At 68.1% G+C, this 18,507-nt stretch carries 21 protein-coding genes and 1 pseudogene; 14 read left to right on the top strand and 8 right to left on the bottom strand.

From position 1 onward, the window contains the following. Nucleotides 1-9: 9 nt before the first annotated feature. The 3 genes and pseudogenes from DCN14_RS38765 to DCN14_RS24340 form a co-directional block, all read right to left on the bottom strand. Nucleotides 10-234: pseudogene (locus tag DCN14_RS38765) on the bottom strand (hypothetical protein); the annotation flags it as partial. A gap of 108 nt (nucleotides 235-342) precedes the next feature. Then, nucleotides 343-1,611 (bottom strand): CDF family Co(II)/Ni(II) efflux transporter DmeF, encoded by a 1,269-nt coding sequence (gene dmeF / locus DCN14_RS24345; protein WP_096503107.1) that lies wholly within the window; start codon nucleotides 1,609-1,611, stop codon nucleotides 343-345. 11 nt (nucleotides 1,612-1,622) lie between these two features. Further along, entirely contained in the window at nucleotides 1,623-1,895 is a 273-nt protein-coding gene (locus tag DCN14_RS24340) for a metal/formaldehyde-sensitive transcriptional repressor (RefSeq protein WP_096503105.1), read from the bottom strand. Nucleotides 1,896-2,300: 405 nt separating this feature from the next. On the opposite strand from DCN14_RS24340, the gene DCN14_RS24335 reads away from it, so the two are divergent. The 5 genes from DCN14_RS24335 to DCN14_RS24315 all read left to right on the top strand — a co-directional run bounded on the left by DCN14_RS24335 (nucleotide 2,301) and on the right by DCN14_RS24315 (nucleotide 5,707). Further along, nucleotides 2,301-2,615, top strand: coding sequence for a Dabb family protein (locus DCN14_RS24335; RefSeq protein ID WP_096503103.1), 315 nt, complete (start codon nucleotides 2,301-2,303; stop codon nucleotides 2,613-2,615). Then, nucleotides 2,612-3,091, top strand: a complete 480-nt coding sequence (locus DCN14_RS24330; RefSeq protein ID WP_096503101.1) for a PaaI family thioesterase — start codon at nucleotides 2,612-2,614, stop codon at nucleotides 3,089-3,091. The genes DCN14_RS24335 and DCN14_RS24330 overlap by 4 nt, the downstream gene beginning before the upstream one ends. 116 nt (nucleotides 3,092-3,207) lie before the next feature. Beyond that, entirely contained in the window at nucleotides 3,208-4,206 is a 999-nt protein-coding gene (locus DCN14_RS24325) for an NADP-dependent oxidoreductase (protein WP_096503099.1), read from the top strand. Nucleotides 4,207-4,267: 61 nt separating this feature from the next. After that, nucleotides 4,268-5,227 carry an alpha/beta hydrolase gene (locus DCN14_RS24320; protein ID WP_096503097.1) on the top strand — a complete coding sequence of 320 codons (960 nt, stop codon included), beginning with the start codon at nucleotides 4,268-4,270 and terminating at the stop codon, nucleotides 5,225-5,227. A gap of 39 nt (nucleotides 5,228-5,266) precedes the next feature. After that, on the top strand, nucleotides 5,267-5,707 hold the full coding sequence (locus tag DCN14_RS24315; RefSeq protein WP_096503095.1) for a GNAT family N-acetyltransferase: 441 nt from the start codon (nucleotides 5,267-5,269) through the stop codon (nucleotides 5,705-5,707). Nucleotides 5,708-5,721: 14 nt separating this feature from the next. On the opposite strand, the gene DCN14_RS24310 is transcribed toward DCN14_RS24315, so the two are convergent. After that, nucleotides 5,722-6,567 carry an NRDE family protein gene (locus DCN14_RS24310; protein WP_096503093.1) on the bottom strand — a complete coding sequence of 282 codons (846 nt, stop codon included), beginning with the start codon at nucleotides 6,565-6,567 and terminating at the stop codon, nucleotides 5,722-5,724. 76 nt (nucleotides 6,568-6,643) lie between these two features. Beyond that, nucleotides 6,644-7,678 (bottom strand): folate-binding protein YgfZ, encoded by a 1,035-nt coding sequence (locus tag DCN14_RS24305; protein WP_096503091.1) that lies wholly within the window; start codon nucleotides 7,676-7,678, stop codon nucleotides 6,644-6,646. Nucleotides 7,679-7,755: 77 nt separating this feature from the next. On the opposite strand from DCN14_RS24305, the gene mltG reads away from it, so the two are divergent. From mltG to DCN14_RS24260, 9 genes are all read left to right on the top strand, one after another. Further along, entirely contained in the window at nucleotides 7,756-8,775 is a 1,020-nt protein-coding gene (gene mltG / locus DCN14_RS24300; protein WP_096503089.1) for an endolytic transglycosylase MltG, read from the top strand. Further along, on the top strand, nucleotides 8,776-9,396 hold the full coding sequence (gene tmk / locus DCN14_RS24295) for a dTMP kinase (protein ID WP_096503087.1): 621 nt from the start codon (nucleotides 8,776-8,778) through the stop codon (nucleotides 9,394-9,396). It begins immediately after the preceding gene. Between the two features lie 19 nt (nucleotides 9,397-9,415). Further along, nucleotides 9,416-10,444 carry a DNA polymerase III subunit delta' gene (locus DCN14_RS24290; RefSeq protein WP_096503085.1) on the top strand — a complete coding sequence of 343 codons (1,029 nt, stop codon included), beginning with the start codon at nucleotides 9,416-9,418 and terminating at the stop codon, nucleotides 10,442-10,444. Nucleotides 10,445-10,523: 79 nt separating this feature from the next. After that, complete coding sequence (locus tag DCN14_RS24285) at nucleotides 10,524-11,303, top strand: TatD family hydrolase (RefSeq protein ID WP_096503083.1); 780 nt, start codon at nucleotides 10,524-10,526, stop codon at nucleotides 11,301-11,303. 44 nt (nucleotides 11,304-11,347) lie between these two features. Further along, entirely contained in the window at nucleotides 11,348-12,058 is a 711-nt protein-coding gene (locus DCN14_RS24280; RefSeq protein WP_096503081.1) for an ankyrin repeat domain-containing protein, read from the top strand. A gap of 122 nt (nucleotides 12,059-12,180) precedes the next feature. After that, nucleotides 12,181-12,537 carry a Rap1a/Tai family immunity protein gene (locus DCN14_RS24275; RefSeq protein ID WP_031399254.1) on the top strand — a complete coding sequence of 119 codons (357 nt, stop codon included), beginning with the start codon at nucleotides 12,181-12,183 and terminating at the stop codon, nucleotides 12,535-12,537. Nucleotides 12,538-12,633: 96 nt separating this feature from the next. After that, nucleotides 12,634-13,806: a mechanosensitive ion channel domain-containing protein gene (locus DCN14_RS24270; RefSeq protein ID WP_096503079.1), complete on the top strand. Its 1,173-nt coding sequence runs from the start codon at nucleotides 12,634-12,636 to the stop codon at nucleotides 13,804-13,806. A 32-nt stretch (nucleotides 13,807-13,838) separates the two neighbouring features. Then, complete coding sequence (locus DCN14_RS24265; RefSeq protein ID WP_096503077.1) at nucleotides 13,839-15,014, top strand: AAA family ATPase; 1,176 nt, start codon at nucleotides 13,839-13,841, stop codon at nucleotides 15,012-15,014. A 262-nt stretch (nucleotides 15,015-15,276) separates the two neighbouring features. Continuing rightward, nucleotides 15,277-16,341, top strand: a complete 1,065-nt coding sequence (locus DCN14_RS24260; protein WP_096503075.1) for a glycosyltransferase family 4 protein — start codon at nucleotides 15,277-15,279, stop codon at nucleotides 16,339-16,341. A 99-nt stretch (nucleotides 16,342-16,440) separates the two neighbouring features. Here the strand turns inward: DCN14_RS24260 and DCN14_RS24255 are convergent, their stop codons facing one another. The 3 genes from DCN14_RS24255 to DCN14_RS24245 form a co-directional block, all read right to left on the bottom strand. Beyond that, the gene (locus DCN14_RS24255; protein ID WP_096503073.1) at nucleotides 16,441-17,028 is read right to left on the bottom strand and encodes a YSC84-related protein; all 588 of its coding nucleotides are present in this window, start codon (nucleotides 17,026-17,028) and stop codon (nucleotides 16,441-16,443) included. Nucleotides 17,029-17,258: 230 nt separating this feature from the next. Beyond that, nucleotides 17,259-17,708 carry a hypothetical protein gene (locus DCN14_RS24250; RefSeq protein ID WP_162826239.1) on the bottom strand — a complete coding sequence of 150 codons (450 nt, stop codon included), beginning with the start codon at nucleotides 17,706-17,708 and terminating at the stop codon, nucleotides 17,259-17,261. Between the two features lie 335 nt (nucleotides 17,709-18,043). After that, nucleotides 18,044-18,334 carry a PsiF family protein gene (locus tag DCN14_RS24245; protein ID WP_006402283.1) on the bottom strand — a complete coding sequence of 97 codons (291 nt, stop codon included), beginning with the start codon at nucleotides 18,332-18,334 and terminating at the stop codon, nucleotides 18,044-18,046. Nucleotides 18,335-18,507: the final 173 nt, after the last annotated feature.

The raw sequence follows: 18,507 nt of genomic DNA, 5'->3' as shown, positions 1-18,507 counted from the left end.
GGTGCCGGCCCGGTGCGCAAGCTGACGATCGCGCGCGGCAACCCATATCGCCTGCCGGCACGACCAGGTCATCGTGCCGTGATACGCGGAACGCGTGGATTTCGGCCGCGGCGCCTGGTTCGCGCTCGGCATCCCGACGTCGGTGATGAGCCGGGTCGGGAACGATCGCGTCGCGTTGGCGACGATCCGCTGCAGTGCGTCGTCCGGCGGCGTGCCGAACCGCGGCGCGAAGCCGACCGCAGGATGTGGCAACGCTGTCCGGCTGGCGCTGAAGCGATCACGCGATAGCGATGCGGCCGCCGAACGAACGCGCGTCGACTTCAGCGGATTTGTCCACCCTCCTCATTGCCTTCGCGTCGCAGGCACAACCTCGATGGTAACGTGCGACAAATTTCTGAATTGCTGCAGGATACGGTGATAGAAGCGGGCATCGCGCTGCGGGTTGTCCGTCACCACGGACACGACCGCACTCATGTGCCCCGGCCCGAGTCGCCACACATGCAGGTCGCCGACGCGGTCGCCATTGCCCTCGATCGCGCCACGCACGTGGTCCGTCAGACGCCGATCCGAATTCATGTCGAGCAGGATTGCGCCGGTGTCGCGCAGCAGGCCGTACGACCAGTTCGCGATGACCAGCGCGCCGATGATGCCGGCCAGCGGATCCATCCATAGCCAGCCGAACGCACGCGCGAGCAGCAGCCCGACGATCGTCAGCACGGAAACGGCCGCATCGGCGATCACGTGGATGTAGGCAGAGCGGATGTTGTGATCGCGCGCGGCCGCCGCGGACGCACCGTGGTCGTGTTCCTCGAACGCCAGCGCGTGCTCGCGGCCGTTCAGGCGGACGATCGCCTTGAACGCATGCGGCTCGGGGATGGCTTCCGTCGATTCCAGATAGCCGCCACGATCTTGCATCGCGAATGTCTGCCGCATACCGTCTGGACGGACCGTCGTCACCGATACGGCGCCGGCATCGACCGGCTGCGTCTCCCGTGTCGCGGGCGCCATGCGGAAAACCGGCGGCACGCCATCTTCGAACACCGACACGACGAATACACCCTGCCGATCGAAGATCTGGTGCGTTTCCTCTTCGTCATGGTCGTGGCCGTGATGATGCCCATGACCGTGACCGTGGTTGTGGCCGTGATGATCGCCGCTCAGCAGCCAGACGCTCGCGATGTTGACGAGCAGGCCGGCAACCGCGATCGGAATCGCCTCGCCGAAATGGATCGGAACCGGAGCGAGCAGGCGCGCGACGGCCTCGTACCCGATCAGCATCGCGATCATCGCGAGCACGATCGCGCTGGTGAAGCCCGCCAGATCGCCGAGCTTGCCGGTGCCGAACACAAAGCGCGGGTCGTTCGCGTGTTTGCGCGCATAGGTATAGGCGAGCGCGGCGATCAACATCGCGCCTGCGTGCGTCGACATGTGCAGGCCGTCGGCGATCAGCGCCAGCGAGCCGAAAATCGATCCGCCGACGATCTCGGCCACCATCATCGCCGCGCACAGCGCGATGACCGTCCAGGTTCTGCGTTCGTTCTGTTCGTGCGCGGCACCGAGAAAGATGTGGTCGTGCCCTGCGCCGAAGGCATCGTTCTTGAAATCGTTCATCGCTCCCCCGATTATTTGAAGTAGCTGTGAACGACTTCGATCAGTTGTTCGGTCGCGCTGCCTTCGTCGTGGTGATCTTCGGCATCGACCAGATGGCTGCGGATGTGATCTTCGAGCACGACCGCAAGCAGCCCATTCATCGCGCCGCGACCGCTCGTGATCAGGCGGAGGATTTCGTTGCACCCGCGCTCGTCCTCCAGCGCGCGTTCGATGGCTTCGACCTGTCCCTTGATCCGGCGGACACGGTTCAGCAGCTTCTGCTTTTCCTTGATGGTGTGGCTCATGGTGGTCCCTTCATATAGTGGGGGGGACTATAAACCCAATTGCCTTCCCATATAGGGGGTGGGGGTATAGTTCGGGGGATGAATGTCTCTTTGCCGACGATTTCGTACCGATGGCGCCAGAGTTTCGGTCCGCCCGGTCGAATTTCGATCTCGCCCATCGGCGCCGGTAATTTTGATAGGCTTGCTGTCTGCCTCGACTTGCCGAATCTTGACGTCGGCGAGTGGCATGATGAAGAGGCGGGTATCGGGTCGGCGATGCTCGAACGTACCCGCTTTCCTACCCGTTTTTCGTGCGGATGTGGACGGTGAACCATGAACTGCGGCGAACCGCCGAGCGTCCGCTAACCCCCGCCACGCAATGCCTTCGCGGCATTTGTCGAACTGGCGCGAACTCGTGAGAACTACATGATCAGGCACATAGTGATGTGGAAGTTGAAGGAATCGGCGGAAGGCGGCACGCGCGCGCAAAACGCACTCCGGCTGAAGGAAAAGCTCGAAGGCTGCCGCGATCTCGTGCCCGGGATCCTGCAGCTCGACGTCGGCGTGGCGACGCCGGGCCTCGATGCGACCAGCGACGTCGTGCTCGTGTCCGATTTCGCGGACCAGGCCGCGCTCGATGCGTACCAGGTGCACCCCGTTCACCAGGAAGTGAAGAAATTCGTCGTGGCGGTGGCCGAATCGCGCCAGTGCGTCGACTACCTGTCCGACAGCGCACGATGAGCGACGCGGCAGCCCCGGCGGACGGTCCGTCGATCGAAAGCCCGTTCGTCGACCTGCTCGGCGTGCGGCTGGTATCCGCGAAGGACGGTGCGAGCGAGATCGTGCTGCCGCTCGACGAACGGCACATGAACACGTGGAGCATCGCGCACGGCGGCGTGACGATGACGCTGTCGGACATCGCGCTCGCGATGGCCGCACGCAGCCTGACCGATGACGGCGTCGGCGTCGTCACGGTCGAGATGAAGGTGAACTTCATGCAGCCCGGGCGCGGCGAGTTGCGCGCATACGGGCGCGTGATGCATCGGTCGACGACGATGGCGTACTGCGAAGGCGAAGTGCGCGACAGCGACGGCAATTTCGTCGCGAAGGCGCTCGGCACGTTCAAGTACATGCGGCGGCTCGCGGTCGGCCGCGACATCAAGCGGCAACGCACGCGCACGGTACCGGACGCGCAGCCCGGCCCGAGCGACGCGTAAGCGCTGTCACGCGCGGCCCTGCCTGGTCACGGGCAGGGCCGTTTTGTTTTGGTGGGGCATGGGCGCGCGGGCTCCCGCCGCCGCAATGCCGGGTGAATGAAACGAAGGAGGCAGCAATGAACACGGTCAACCGCCAGATCCTGCTCGTGTCGCGCCCGCAAGGTGCCGCGAGCGTCGACAACTTCCGGCTCGTCGAGACGCCGCTCGCGCCGCTCGCGGACGGCGAACTGCGCGTACGCAACCATTTCCTGTCGCTCGATCCGTACATGCGCGGACGCATGAGCGACGCGAAGTCGTACGCGGTGCCGCAGCCGCTGAACGAAGTGATGATCGGCGGCACGGCGGGCGAGGTGGTCGAATCGCGGCACCCGGATTTTGCGGTCGGCGAACACGTGGTCGGCCAGTTCGGCTGGCAGGAATACGGCACGTCGAACGGCAGCGGACTGCGCAAGGTCGATACGTCGCGGGTGCCGCTGTCCGCGTGGCTCGGCGTGACCGGCATGCCGGGCGTGACCGCGTGGGTCGGGCTGAACCGGATCATTGCGCCGAAGGCCGGCGATACCGTCGTCGTCAGCGCGGCGAGCGGTGCGGTCGGCAGCGTCGTCGGCCAGCTCGCGAAGCGCGCCGGATGCCGCGTGGTCGGCATCGCGGGCGGCCCCGACAAGTGCCGGTACGTGGTCGACACGCTCGGCTTCGACGCGTGCGTCGACTACAAGGCCGGCCGGCTTGCCGACGACCTGGCCGCCGCGACGCCGGACGGCGTCGATGGCTGCTTCGAGAACGTCGGCGGTGCGGTGCTCGACGCGACGATGGCGCGGATGAACGCGTTCGGCCGCATCGCCGTGTGCGGGATGATCTCCGGTTACGACGGCGCCGTCGCGCCGCTCGCGAATCCCGGCCTGATCCTGCGTTCGCGGCTGACGATGCAGGGCTTCATCGTGTTCGAACATCCCGACGCATGGCCGCCCGCGCTGGCCGAGCTGGGCGAACTCGTCGCGACGCGCCAGCTGCATTACCGCGAGACGATCGCGCACGGGCTCGAGCGAGCGCCCGACGCGTTCCTGGGGCTGCTGAAGGGCCATAATTTCGGCAAGCAGCTCGTGCAGCTCGTCTGACCCGCACGTGGCATCATGTGACGCTTGTCCGTTCACGGCGCCACGCGCGCCGTTCTCGCCCATGCCGCTGAATCCGAAGATCGCCCAGGTGCTCGACATGGTCGAGCGCGCGAAACGTCCGTCCTATCACCAGCAGACGCCGCAGCAGGCGCGCGCCGCGTACGAGAAGAGCGCGCCGATCCTCGACGTCGCGCCGGCGCCGATGCATTCGGTCGAAGCGTGCGTCGTGCCGACGCGCGACGGCCGCACGATCGGCGCGCGGCTGTACCTGCCGGTCGAGCCGAGCCTCGCCGAACCGCTGCCCGCGCTCGTCTACTACCACGGCGGCGGCTTCACGGTCGGCAGCATCGATACGCACGACGCGCTGTGCCGGATGTTCGCGCGCGACGCACAGTGCGCGGTGCTGTCGGTCGACTACCGGCTCGCGCCCGAGCACAAGTTTCCGACCGCGGTGAACGACGCCGACGACGCAGTGCGCTGGCTGCATCGCGAGGCCGCCGCATTCGGCATCGACGCCGCGCGACTCGCGGTCGGCGGCGACAGCGCGGGCGGCACGCTGGCAACGGTCTGCGCGGTGCTCGCGCGTGACGCGGGCATCGATCTTGCGCTGCAGATGCTGATCTATCCGGGCGTGACGGGCTACCAGGACACCGAATCGCACGCGCGGCTCGCGAGCGGCCATCTGCTGACGCAGGACACGATCCAGTGGTTCTTCGGGCAATACGTCCGCGACCGCTCGGATCGCGACGACTGGCGCTTCGCGCCGCTCGACGGCAAGCGCGATGCGCCGTCGTTCGCGGGCGTCGCGCCGGCATGGATCGCGACGGCCGAATACGATCCGCTGAGCGACGAAGGCGCCGCTTACGCGGACAAGCTGCGCGCGGCCGGCAATACGGTCACGCTGGTCTGCTATCCGGGGATGATCCACGAGTTCTTCAAGATGGGCGGCTATGTGCCCGAAGTGCGTGCCGCGCATGCCGACGCGGTGGCGGCGCTCAAGGCCGCATTCGACGCCGTTTGACGGCGTTGGCGGCGGCGCGGGCGCCGCGCGGAGGAAGCGATGACGGACACCTGGGTGGAAACGGGCGACTGGACGTCGCTCGGCGGCGATGCCGCGCGTATTCGCGATGCGGTGTTCGTGCGCGAACAGCGGATTCCGCCGGAATGGGAACTCGATGACGAGGATCCGCTGTCGCTCCATGCCGTCGCTTATCGGGTCGACACGACGACCGGCGCGCGTCGCGCGGTCGCAACCGGGCGGCTGCTGCCGTCCGGCACGATCGGCCGCGTCGCGGTGCTGGCCGACGCGCGCGGGCAGGGCACCGGGTCAGCCGTGCTGCACGCGCTGCTGGATGCGGCGCGGCACCGCGGCGAACCGCTCGTGTGGCTCTACGCGCTGGATGCCGCGGTGTCGTTTTACGAGCGGCACGGCTTCGTGGCCGTCGGTGAACCGTTCGTCGAAGTCGGCGTGCGGCACGTCGAGATGGCGCGCGCGCCGTAGCGCCGCGCGCCCGTTCAGCGCGGCTTCGTCGCGTCGATGTCGAACGTGACGGCGCGCTCGAACGTGCCCGGGCGCACGGTGCGGTGCGAGCCGTCGTCGTCGCAGCGTTCCTTGATGTCGACCGTCAGCCGCACGCCTTCCTTCATCGTCACGCGCAGCGCGGTCGTGCCGCGCGTGCCGTATTCGGGCGTTTCGATGAACGCGGCCGACAGCGCACGTTCGCGCTCGAGCGGAATGCCGGTGTGCGGCAGCGCATCGTCGTCGGCGACATGCGTGTCGCGCATCAGCTCGATCAACTCGTCGAGCGACGGCGTCGGGTTGTCGGTCAGCAGCGTGCCGAGTTCCGCGCGCTTGCGCACGACTTTCGGCCAGGGCGTGTCGAGCCGCGCATTCGACAGCGCGTGCACGCCGGCGGTGATCGCCACCGGCGCGGCGACACCCGTTTCGCCTTCGGCCGCGCGGTTGCAGAACCACGCGAGCTCGCGGCGCTTCCAGTCGCCGACGAGCAGGTTGAAGCCGTTGTATACGGCCGCGTGCTCGGCCAGTGCGCCGAGATAATCGAGCGGCGCGACGGACGGGCCGCCGAGGAAGTCGGAGACGAGCTTGCCGCGGGTCGGCGCGCCCGCGCGAATGTCGAACGGCGCGCGGTAGTTCGTCAGCGCCGCGAAGCGGCCGTCGCGCGATACGCCGAGCCACGTGCCGCCGGCTTCGAGATCGCGGCCGGCCAGCACGCCCGGCACGTCCTCCCACCATGAAAGCGGCGCGCTCGTGCGACGGAAGAACTCGTCGCGGTTGGCGGTGAGGGTAAAGACGGGACCGGCGGCGGCATCAGGCTGCCAGTCGAAGGCAATCAGACACATCGGGCGAATCTCTCGCAGGAAACATCGGGCGCCGGCTGCAACGTGCGCACCGGCGCGCGAACGGGTTATCAGTGCATCACACTTCCGTCGGCCACGCGTACGGCAGCGCATCGAACGCGAGCGCCGGACCGTCGGCCGAACCGAGGTGCACCGTGCCGCTGTCGAGCGCGGCCAGCTTGATCTCGACGAGCGCGTCGACGCCGCCCGCGGGCGCTGCCGCCGCATTGACGATCATCCCGCACGGCTGGCCCGGATCGTCGCTGTGGAACAGCTCGATGCCGGCATGCACGGTGTCGGTCTCGCCGGCGACGTGCGCGAGCGCGGTGCGGCGCTTGATCGTGCCGCGATACTGGCTGCGCGCGACGATTTCCTGGCCCGGGTAGCACCCCTTCCTGAAGTTAACGGCGCCGATCACGTCGAAGTTGACCATCTGCGGCACGAACTGTTCGACGGCCGGCTGCGTGATGCGCGGCTCGCCCGCGCGAACGTCGAGCCAGTCCCACACGGCGGGAGACACCACCGGCAGCGTGCCGGCGAGCGCGGCGAGGCGCGCGTCGACTTCCGCGCGCGGCCCGATCCACAGGTAGCGCTTGCGGCCGGCCGCATCCGGCACGCGAATCAGCGCGCCGGCCGGGCCGTCGACCTTCACGTGCACGCCGTCCGGCAGCGCGTCGAAGATGCCCGACAGCGCGTCGCGCACGTCGCCGGCGAAGCCGACCACCGCGAGCGCGTCGCTCGCGTCCGTGAGCTTCGCCTTGGCGCGCAGCACGAACATCGACAGCCGTTTCTGCACGGCGGCCTGCACGTCCTTCGAGACCAGCAGGCGCACGCCGTGACCGGCGCGCCACGCGAGGAACGACGCGAGCAGGCGGCCCTTCGGCGAGCAATAGCCGGACAGGCGCGCGCTCGCGGCATCGAGATGCTCGATGTCGTTGGTGAGCTGGCTGTGCAGGAACGTCGCGGCGTCGTCGCCGGCCACGTCGATCACGCCGAACTGCGCGAGCGGCATGCAGGCGCCCGGCGCGTCGAAATCGGCGGCGGACGGGCGGGGGAAAACGGGGAGCGAGGCAGATGCGGCCTGGGCAGCCGGTGAAGCGAACGGTGTGCTCATGGAATGAGGGAACAGTCAACCCTGACTTTGACGAAGGCGAGCAAGTATTATATGGGTCTTACCTGAGTCACGTTTCCATGTCCCTACTGAAGAAATGCGCCGCGACTGTCGTGGCGCTGGCCGTCGTTGTGGCCGCTGCCGGCGCGGGCGGCGGGTATTACTGGGCGAGCCGGCCGTTGCTGCTGGGCGCCGCGTCGCTCGACGTCACGATCAAGCCGCGCAGCAGCGTGAAAAGCGTCGCGGTGCAGCTCAAGCGCGGCGGCGTGCCGATCGAGCCGTTCGGGTTCGTCGCGATGACGCGGCTGCTCGGGCTGTCGAGCCGGCTGAAGTCCGGCAACTACGAATTCAAGACCGGGATCACGCCTTATGAAGTGTTGCAGAAGATCGCGCGCGGCGACGTGAACGAATACGTCGCGACGGTGATCGAAGGCTGGACCTTCAAGCGGATGCGTGCGGAACTCGACGGCAATCCCGATCTGGTGCACGCGACGGCCGGCATGAGCGATGCCGAGCTGCTGCGCGCGATCGGCGCGTCGGACACCGCGATCCAGCGCGGCAGCGGCGAGGGGCTGTTCTTTCCCGACACCTACCTGTTCGACAAGGGCACGAGCGACCTGAACATCTACCGGCGCGCGTACCACCTGATGCAGACGCGCCTCGACGAAGCATGGGCCGCGCGTGCGCCGGGGCTGCCGTACAAGACGCCTTACGATGCGCTGACGATCGCGTCGATCGTCGAAAAGGAAACGGGCCATGCGGCCGATCGCGGATTCGTCGCGGCCGTGTTCGCGAACCGGCTGCGCATCGGGATGCCGCTGCAAACCGATCCGTCGGTGATCTACGGTCTCGGCGACGCGTACGACGGCCACCTGCGCAAGCGCGACCTGCAGGCGGACACTCCTTACAATACCTATACGCGCCGCGGGCTGCCACCGACGCCGATTGCCCTGCCGGGCGTCGCCTCGCTGCAGGCGGCGATCAATCCGGCCCGGACGAGCGCGCTGTATTTCGTCGCGAAGGGCGACGGCACGAGCGTGTTCTCGGACACGCTCGGCGATCACAACAAGGCCGTGGACAAGTACATACGAGGTCAATAAATGGCGAGCGGTAAATTCATCACGTTCGAAGGCATCGACGGGGCGGGGAAGACCACCCACCTGCAATGGTTCTGCGAACGCCTGCAAGACAAGCTGGCCGCGAGCGGCCGGCAGGTCGTCGTCACGCGCGAGCCGGGCGGCACGCAGCTCGGCGAGAAGCTGCGCGAGATCCTGCTGAACCAGCCGATGGATCTCGAGACCGAAGCGCTGCTGATGTTCGCCGCGCGCCGCGAGCATCTGGCACTCGTGATCGAACCCGCGCTCGCGCGCGGCGACTGGGTCGTGTCCGATCGCTTCACCGACGCGACGTTCGCGTACCAGGGCGGCGGCCGCGGGCTGCCGCGCGACAAGCTCGAGACGCTCGAGCGCTGGGTGCAGGGCGGTTTCCAGCCGGACCTGACGGTGCTGTTCGACGTCGCGCCGCAAGTCGCGAGCGAGCGCCGCGGCGCCGCGCGCATGCCGGACAAGTTCGAAAGCGAGTCGGACGCGTTCTTCTCGCGCACGCGCAGCGAATACCTGCGGCGCGCGGAAGAGGCGCTGCACCGCTTCGCGATCGTCGACGCGACGCAGTCGATTCCCGAGATTCGCCAGCAGCTCGAACGCGTGCTCGCCGCGCTGTAACACGCAAGGAACGCACGACATGATCTATCCGTGGCAGACCGACGACTGGAACCGCCTGCAGCAACTGCGCGCGCAATGGCCGCACGCGCTGCTGCTGCACGGCCAGGCCGGGATCGGCAAGCTGCAGTTCGCGCAGCATCTCGCCCAGGGCTTCCTGTGCGAAGCGCCGCAGCCGAACGGCGAGCCGTGCGGCACCTGCGCGGCCTGTACGTGGTTCGCGCAAGGCAACCATCCGGACTACCGGATCGTGCTGCCGGAGGCGCTCGCGGGCGAAGCGCCCGGCGCGGCCGACGATGCGAAGCCTGCCGACGCGGACGACGGCGGCAAGAAGACGCGCGCACCCAGCAAGGAAATCAAGATCGAGCAGGTGCGTGCGCTGCTCGACTTTTGCGGAGTCGGCTCGCACCGCGGCGGCGCGCGCGTCGTTGTGCTGTATCCGGCCGAGGCGCTGAACGTCGCTGCGTCGAACGCGCTGCTGAAGACACTCGAGGAGCCGCCGTCGGGCGTCGTGTTCCTGCTGGTGTCGGCGCGTATCGACCGGTTGCTGCCGACGATCATCAGTCGCTGCCGCCAGTGGCCGATGACCGTGCCGGCGCCCGAGACGGCCCAGGCGTGGCTCGCGGCGCAAGGTGTGGACGATGCGCGTGCGCTGCTCGCCGAAGCCGGCGGCGCGCCGCTCGCCGCGCTGGCGCTCGCGAGCGACGAGAATCGGCCGCTGCGCGACTTCACGCTCGGCCAGCTCGCGGCCGGCGCCGCGTGCGATCCGTTCGCGTGCGGCGAGGCGCTGCAGAAGCTGCCGATGCCGCTCGTGCTCGGCTGGTTGCAGCGCTGGCTGTACGATCTGCTCGCGCAGCGGATGGCGGGCGCGCCGCGTTACTTCCCGACGCACGCGACGGCGCTCGCGCGCTGCGCCGAGGCGGTCGACGCGAATGCGTTCGCGCGCTTCATGAAGGCCGTGACGCGCCAGCGTACCGTCGAGAACCATCCGCTCAACGCGCGGCTCGTATTCGAGGAACTGTTTCTCGGTTATCGGGAAATGTTCGCGTAATCGGGAATTATTTCCGCCGGGTAGGGAAACGATTGCCGGCGAGCGCGTGAGCGCCCGCCTTACGTATTCAGGAAACACGATGTTCGTCGATTCTCACTGCCACATCAATTTCAAGGGTCTCGCCGACCGCCTGCCGGCCGTGCTGGAGAACATGCGCGAGCACGACGTCACGCACGCGCTGTGCGTGTCGGTCGACTTCGAGACGCTGCCCGACGTGCTCGCGATCGCGCAGGCGCACGACAACGTCTACGCATCGGTCGGCGTGCATCCGGATCACGAGGACGCACGGGAGCCGACGCTTGCCGAGCTGGTCGAGCTGGCCGCGCACCCGAAGGTCGTCGCGATCGGCGAGACGGGCCTCGACTACTACCGGCTCGAAGGCCGCTCGATCGCCGACATGGAGTGGCAGCGCGAACGCTTTCGCACGCATATCCGTGCGGCGAGCGCGACCATGAAGCCGCTGATCATCCACACGCGCTCGTCGTCGGAAGACACGCTGCGGATCATGGCCGAGGAGCGCGCGGACGTGCCGGGCGGCGTGATGCACTGTTTCACCGAGCCGTGGCCGGTTGCCGAGCAGGCGCTCGCGCAGAACTTCCATATCTCGCTGTCGGGCATCGTCACGTTCAAGAACGCCACCGACGTACAGGACGTCGCGCGGCGCGTGCCGCTCGACCGGCTGCTGATCGAGACCGACTCGCCGTACCTCGCGCCGGTGCCGTATCGCGGCAAGCCGAATGAACCTGCGTACGTCAGCCATGTCGGACGCTTTATCGCATCGGAACGCGGGATCGCCGTCGAGGCGCTCGCCGATGCGACGACGCAAAATTTTTTCCGGCTGTTCAAGATCGCTCGCTAACGACGCGCGGCACAGCCCACAACCCAGGGAAGGAGCCCACAACAATGACGAAGCCGACCACATACCTGCCCAAGCGCGCACTCGTCGCCGCCGCGCTCGTCGCGAGCGGCCTGTTTGCTGCCGCCGGCGCACACGCCGAGTCGCTCGACGCTGTCGTCAAGGCGGTCAAGTTCGACGACATCGCCGACATCGGCCAGCAACTCAAGAGCGGCAAGCTCGATCCGAACACGCTCGCGCCGAACGGCGACCCGCTGCTCGTGATCGCCGCGCGCGAGAAGTCCGACAAGGTCGCCGCGGCGCTCGCCACGACGCCGAACGTCGATCTCGAGAAGGAAGACAAGGCCGGCGAGAACGCGCTGATGCTCGCGTCGCTGAACGGCGACGTCGGGCTCGTCAAGCTGCTGATCGACAAGGGCGCGGAAGTCAGCAAGAAGGGCTGGGCGCCGCTGCACTACGCGGCCACCAACGGCCAGGACGCGGTCGTGAAGATCCTGCTCGACCACGACGCCTACATCGACACCGCGTCGCCGAACGGCACGACGCCGCTGATGATGGCCGCGCGCGGCAACCATGCGTCGACGGTCACGCTGCTGCTCGACCAGGGCGCCGATCCGCAGGTCAAGAACCAGCTCGGCATCACCGCGCTCGATTTCGCGAAGCACTACAAGGCGCCGGACGCCATCGAGATTCTGACCAAGCGGACGGTGCGCATCGGCGCCTCGACGCCGGCAGATGCGCAAAAGAGTGCAAAATGACGGTTTCGGCGCGACGGCGGGGCGCGCCCGGCCGGCCGGAAACCGGCCGGCAGCGGGCGTCCGGCCGCCGCGCCGGTCAGCGCAGTGAGCGGCCTTCGGGCCGCATTGACATAAGGAACACCATGTTGCGGGCTATGTTTTGTGCCGCGGCGTTTGCCGTGCCGTTGTCGGCGGCGGCGTTCACGGGCGCGGATCTCGACCGGCTGTGCGCGAAGACGGACGTCAAGTCGCGAGCATCGTGCGCGGCCTACATCGAAGGCGCCGCCGATGGCGTCTACAACACCATCGACGCGATCGGCGGCACCACCGGGCCGCGCGTCGGGCAGTATTTCTGCCTGCCGCCCGACATCCGGGCGCAGCAGATGACCGACGCGGTGCGCAAGTACATCGCGGAGAATCCGAAGCTGGCCGACTACAACGCGAGCACCGCGGTGTCGCTCGGTCTCGGCAAGGCGTTTCCCTGCAAGGGCGGCAACTGATTTGACGCTGCGTCCGGGTGCGTGCGACGCCCGGACATCGCCGACGCATCCAGGACGAGGCCGATGCGCCTCATAACCGAAGCCTCCCGGGCGCCGATGATTTCAATCGAGGAATTGCAGCGCATCGCCGATGCGCCGCTGCATTCGTGGCTCGGCACGCTGTTCGTGTCGGTCGTCGTCGTGCTGGTCGTCGTGATCGTGCATCGACTCGGTGCACGCATCGTCAAGCGTATCGCGCAGCCGTATCCGCTGATGAGCGTGATCCTGCGCTACATCGACAAGCCGTCGCTCGTCACGCTCGCGCTGCTCGCGCTCGAATTCCTGTGGATCCAGGCCGACGAAGGCATGTCGTTCGTGCGCGGGATGCGCACCGCGGCCGCGGTCGGCTCGATCGTCTCGCTGACCTGGCTGCTGGTGCGGCTCGCGGCCGGCGTCGGCGATGCGATCATCCAGGCCCATCCGATGGATACGGCCGACAACCTGCACGCACGGCGCATCCATACGCAGGCCAAGGTGCTCGTGCGGACGGTCATGGTGCTGATCGTGATCATCGGCACGGGCGCCGCGCTGATGACGTTCCCGAACGTGCGCCAGGTCGGCGCGAGCCTGCTGGCGTCGGCCGGCGTCGCGGGTCTCGTCGCCGGTATCGCCGCGCGGCCGGTGCTCGGCAACCTGATCGCCGGACTGCAGATCGCGCTCACGCAGCCGATCCGGCTCGACGACGTCGTCGTGATCCAGGGCGAATGGGGCCGCATCGAGGAAATCACCGGCTCGTTCGTGTCGGTGCGGCTGTGGGATCAGCGGCGGCTCGTCGTCCCGCTGCAGTGGATCATCGAAAACCCGTTCACGAACTGGACGCGCAGCAGCTCGGAGATCATCGGCACGGTGTTCCTGTCGGTCGACTACCGCACGCCGCTCGCGCCGCTGCGCGAGGAGCTTGCGCGGCTCGTCCATGCGGCGCCCGAGTGGGACGGCCGCGTGCAGGTGCTGCAGGTGACCGACGCGACCGAGCGTACGATGCAGTTGCGCGCGCTGGTGAGTGCCGCCGATGCGTCGGCGTGCTGGGATCTGCGCTGCCGCGTGCGCGAGGGATTGATCGCGTACCTGCAGGCGCGCTATCCGCAATGCCTGCCGCGCAGCCGGATGGAGCTGTATCCGCACGATTCGGCGCCGGAAGAGCCCAATCCCGAGCGGCCGCACGCGCGTCCGCCTGCCGCCAGCACGGCGGCCAATACCGCGGCCGACCCGAAGGCCACCGAAGGCCGCTGAACGCGCGCCCGTACCTGCTGCCATTCCTATCCATGACCGCGCTGAAGACGCTCGCCATCGCCAACTACCGCTCGCTGCGCGAGCTGATCGTGCCGCTCGCGGCGCTCACCGTCGTCACGGGGCCGAACGGCAGCGGCAAGTCGAGCGTGTACCGCGCGCTGCGGCTGCTCGCCGACACCGCGCAGGGCCGCGTGATTCCGTCGCTCGCGCGCGAAGGCGGGCTGCCGTCGACTCTGTGGGCCGGCCCCGAGCGCTTTTCGCGCGCGATGCTGAACGGCGACACGCCGGTGACCGGCACGGTGCGCAGCGGGCCCGTGAGCCTCAGGCTCGGTTTTGCCGGCGACGATTTCGGCTATGCGATCGATCTCGGTCTGCCGGCGCCGAGCCGTTCGCAGTTCGCGCTCGATCCCGTCGTGAAGCGCGAATGCATCTGGGGCGGCGCGCTGCTGCGCCCGTCGACGCTGCTGGTCGACCGGCAGGGCGCGCAGATTCGCGCGCGCACCGCCTCGGGCGACTGGCACACGGTGCCGCAGCCGGTCGCGAGCTTCGACAGCATGATGACCGAGTTCGCCGATCCGGTCGGCGCGCCGGAGATGATCGCGGTGCGCGAGCGGATCCGCTCGTGGCGTTTCTACGATCATTTCCGGACCGATGCGCAGGCGCCGGCCCGGCAGTCGCACATCGGCACGCACACGCCGGTGCTCGCGGACGACGGTGCCGACCTGGCCGCCGCGCTGCAGACGATCCGCGAGATCGGGGACGCCGCCGCGCTCGACGCGGCGATCGACGACGCGTTCCCCGGCGCGTCGGTCGACATCGACAATCCGGGCGGCCGCGGCCGCTTCGACGTGCTGATGCGCCAGCCGGGGCTGCTGCGGCCGCTGTCGGCGGCCGAGCTGTCGGACGGCACGCTGCGCTACCTGTTGCTCGCGGCGGCGCTGCTGACGCCGCGGCCGCCCGCGCTGATGGTGCTGAACGAACCGGAAACGAGCCTGCATCCCGATCTGCTGCCGGCGCTCGGCCGCCTGATCGCGCAGGCGGCCGGGCGTTCGCAGGTGCTGGTCGTGTCGCACGCGGCGCGGCTCATCGCGACGCTCGAGCGCGAGGCCGGTTGCGCGTCGCTGGTGCTCGACAAGCAGCTGGGCGCGACCGTGCTCGTCGACGCGGACACGCGCGACCTGCCGCCGTGGAAGTGGCCGTCGCGCTGACGGGCACGGTCAGGCTGGCCGGGATCGCCGCGGCGGGCGGGCGAGGCCGGACAGGCGGGGCGGTACGCCCGCATCGGCGCCGCACGGGAGGGCACCCGGCAGAATGTATCCGGTCTGTAACAACCCCCATAAAATGCAAGACCGGCGCTTCCGGGCCTCGGGATCGCGAATAATAATGAGATATCCGGCCGGCCCGCTCGTACGGGACGGGGCGCGCACGAGCGCACCTGCCGGCCGACCGAGGACACAGGAGACGTGGATCATGAGAATTGCCCAGATCGCCCCGCTGACCGAATCCGTGCCGCCGAAGCTGTACGGCGGCACGGAGCGCGTCGTGTCCTACATCACCGAGGCGCTGGTCGATCTCGGTCATGACGTGACGCTGTTCGCGAGCGGCGATTCGACGACACGGGCGAAGCTCGAACCGGTATGGCCGCGCGCGCTGCGGCTCGACTCGTCGATCCGCGACCGGGTCGCGCCGCACATGCTGCTGATGGAGACGGTCGCGCGCCGCGCGAAGGACTTCGACGTGCTCCATTTCCACATGGACTACTACTCGTTTTCGGTCTTCAACCGGCAGGAAACGCCGTTCGTCACGACGCTGCATGGCCGGCTCGACCTGCCCGAGCAGCAGCCGGTGTTCGACACCTTCAACACCGCGCCGGTGATCTCGATCTCGAACTCGCAGCGCCAGCCGCTGCCGCAGGCGAAGTGGCTGACGACCGTCTACCACGGGCTGCCCGAGACGATGTACCTGCCGCAGCCCGTCGAGCCGCGCTATCTCGCGTTCCTCGGCCGTATTTCGCCGGAGAAGCGGGTCGACACGGCAATTCGCATCGCGCGCCAGTGCGGGCTGCCGATCCGGATCGCCGCGAAGATCGACGCGGCCGACCAGGAGTACTTCGAGCGCGAGATCAAGCCGCTGTTCGCGCTGCCGCATGTCGAGTACATCGGCGAGATCGCCGACCACCAGAAGGCCGAATTCCTGTCGGGCGCGCATGCGCTGCTGTTTCCGATCGACTGGCCGGAGCCGTTCGGGCTGGTAATGATCGAGGCGATGTCGTGCGGCACGCCGGTGATCGCGTTCAATCGCGGCGCCGTGCCGGAAGTCGTGGACGAGGGCGTGTCGGGTTTCATCGTCGAGGACGAGATCAGCGCGGTGGCCGCCGTGAACCGGCTGCACCTGTTGCCGCGCGCACGCGTGCGGCAGCGCTTCGAGGCGCGCTTCACGTCGCGCCGGATGGCGCAGCAGTACGTCGACGTGTACCAGTCGCTGATTCGCGCGCAGAAGCGCTCGCGCTTCAAGGTGATCGATTCGACGACCTGAGCCGCTGCGCGCGCACATGAAAAAACGGCGATGCCCGCAAGGACATCGCCGTTTGTCTGTCGCCCGCGCGCGGGGCGCACGGGCGAGGCTGCCGCAGCGTCAGATCTTCAGCTTCGTGACCTTCGTGCCGTTGATCGACACGTCGCCCATCAGGCCGGCGTTCGTCAGCACGATGACCTGGACCGGTGCGGTGGCCGTGGTCGTGTCGACCGCGCCGTTCGCGCCCATCTTCACGAGCGCGACCGAGGCGCCGGCGCCCGCTGCCCAGCCGTCCGAGCCGCGGAATTCGTCGAGCGCGTCCTGCGTCATGAACAGGAACACGATCGCCTTCGACTGCGCGCCGGCTTGCAGGCCGACCGACAGCGACGACGTGTTGTAGTACCCGACGGTGCTGCCGCCGACGCGCAGCGCGCCGTTGCCGGACTGGCCGCCGACGATGAAGCCGGCCTGGATCACGTCCGGGAAGACCAGCACGCCGCGCGACTTCGCGACGAGTTCACGCGAACCCTTGACCGTGGAGTACATGCGCGACAGCGTGGCGTCGACGCTCGAATCGATCGCCTGACGCTTCGACGCGTTGGTCGCGGCGTTGTCGGGCTTGTCGGGGGTGGTGGTGCAACCGGTGAGCGCGAGGCTACCGACGATGAGCGCAGCGGCGGCTTTCAGCACAAGATTCCGTTTTTGCATCGTTCTTCTCCATCGGATGATGTTCGGAGTGAGTCTCGCTCAAGGAGCGGATCACGTCGGCAGTTATATCACAGTGGATTACAACCCCTTTTCGTTCGGACGTGAAAAAGCGTCAAATCGTTTTCGGGTGTCGCGGCGCGCCAACGGCCGGATCGGCGCGCGCCGGCGCGTCGCGCGTACGGTCGGCGGCGGGCAAGGAAAGACAGGGCGCGCGGGCAGGGCCCGCGGCGTCAGTGCGGGACGGGCGGCACCGGCGGCTTGATCGGCGGGCGCCGCAGCGCGCGGCGGATCAGCGCGATCACCACACCGCACGCGAACAGGAACGCGGCCGGCACGACCCAGTAGCCGACGAATGCATGCCACAGATAGCCGGCGAGCGTGTTGCGGCGCACCACGTATTCGTCGCGGGCCGCCTGCTGGCGTGCCGCGTTGGCCGCGAGCACGTCGGCCGGGCAACCGGCCGCGTGCGCTTCGTCAGGATCGCCATGGCACTTCGCGGCGGCGCCGGCCGCCTGCTGCGCGTCGGTGAGCTGCCAGGTGGTCAGGGCGAGCTGCAGATCGGCCTTGTTGTACGCCATTTCCTCGCGGATCTCGCGCACGGCGACGATCGCGACGGGCACGGCCCAGAATACGATCACGATCACCCAGCGGCGGAACCAGCGGTGTTGTCTCCATGCCATCCATGCCTCCGTTTGACGCGGCGTGCGCGTTCGTCTGAGGGCGGCCCGATGGCGCGTCTTGTACTTGGATGGGCCGCGTTGCAGCCATCATAGAAGAAAACGCGGCGAATTGCCGCATCGTGTGCGGCATTCGCGCGGCGTGCCGGGGAAGCGGGGCGGGAAGGCGGCGGTGTGGGGGGCGTGTGTGTGCGTGCGCTGCGGCGCGGTTGTCGCCGGGCGGCCGACGCGGCGACGCATCCGCTGCCGGGTCGCGCGCGCCGCCGTGCGTGCAGCGAAAACAAAAATGCCGCGCCCGCCGAAGCGGTGCGCGGCATTCGAGACGGGAGCGCCGGGGTTCAGGCGGCCGGCTGGCTGCTCAGGCAGCTCTTCATGAACGCCTTGCGGTCGTCGCCCTTCTTGTCGGCGGCCTGGGTGTTGCAGGCCTTCATCTTTTCCTGCTGCGTCATCTTCTTCGCGGGCTTGGCCGACAGGCAGTCCTTCATGAACGCCTTGCGTTCGTCGCCCGTCTTGCCGGCGGCCTGGGTGTTACAGGCCTTCATCTTGTCCTGCTGGCTGTTCGCGGCGAAAGCCGGGGAAGCCAGCATGCCGCCGAGAAGTACTGCGGCTACGAGCGATTGGATTTTCATTTCGACACTCCCATGGGGTGAATTGCGTTTTATATCGACGCCGTCACGAAACCCGGCGCAACGGGAACAGGGCCGCATCGCGCCGTGCGCTCCGATTATGGCAAATCAATGTGAAAACACCAAAACGGCCTTCCTATAACGCCGCGGGCGGCGCGACCGTTGACGGCGGATGG

The sequence above is a fragment of the Burkholderia sp. IDO3 genome (assembly GCF_003366075.1).
GTDB lineage: Bacteria > Pseudomonadota > Gammaproteobacteria > Burkholderiales > Burkholderiaceae > Burkholderia > Burkholderia anthina.
Note: the sequence above shows the minus strand (reverse complement) of the source record. Positions and strands in the feature narration are given on the sequence as shown.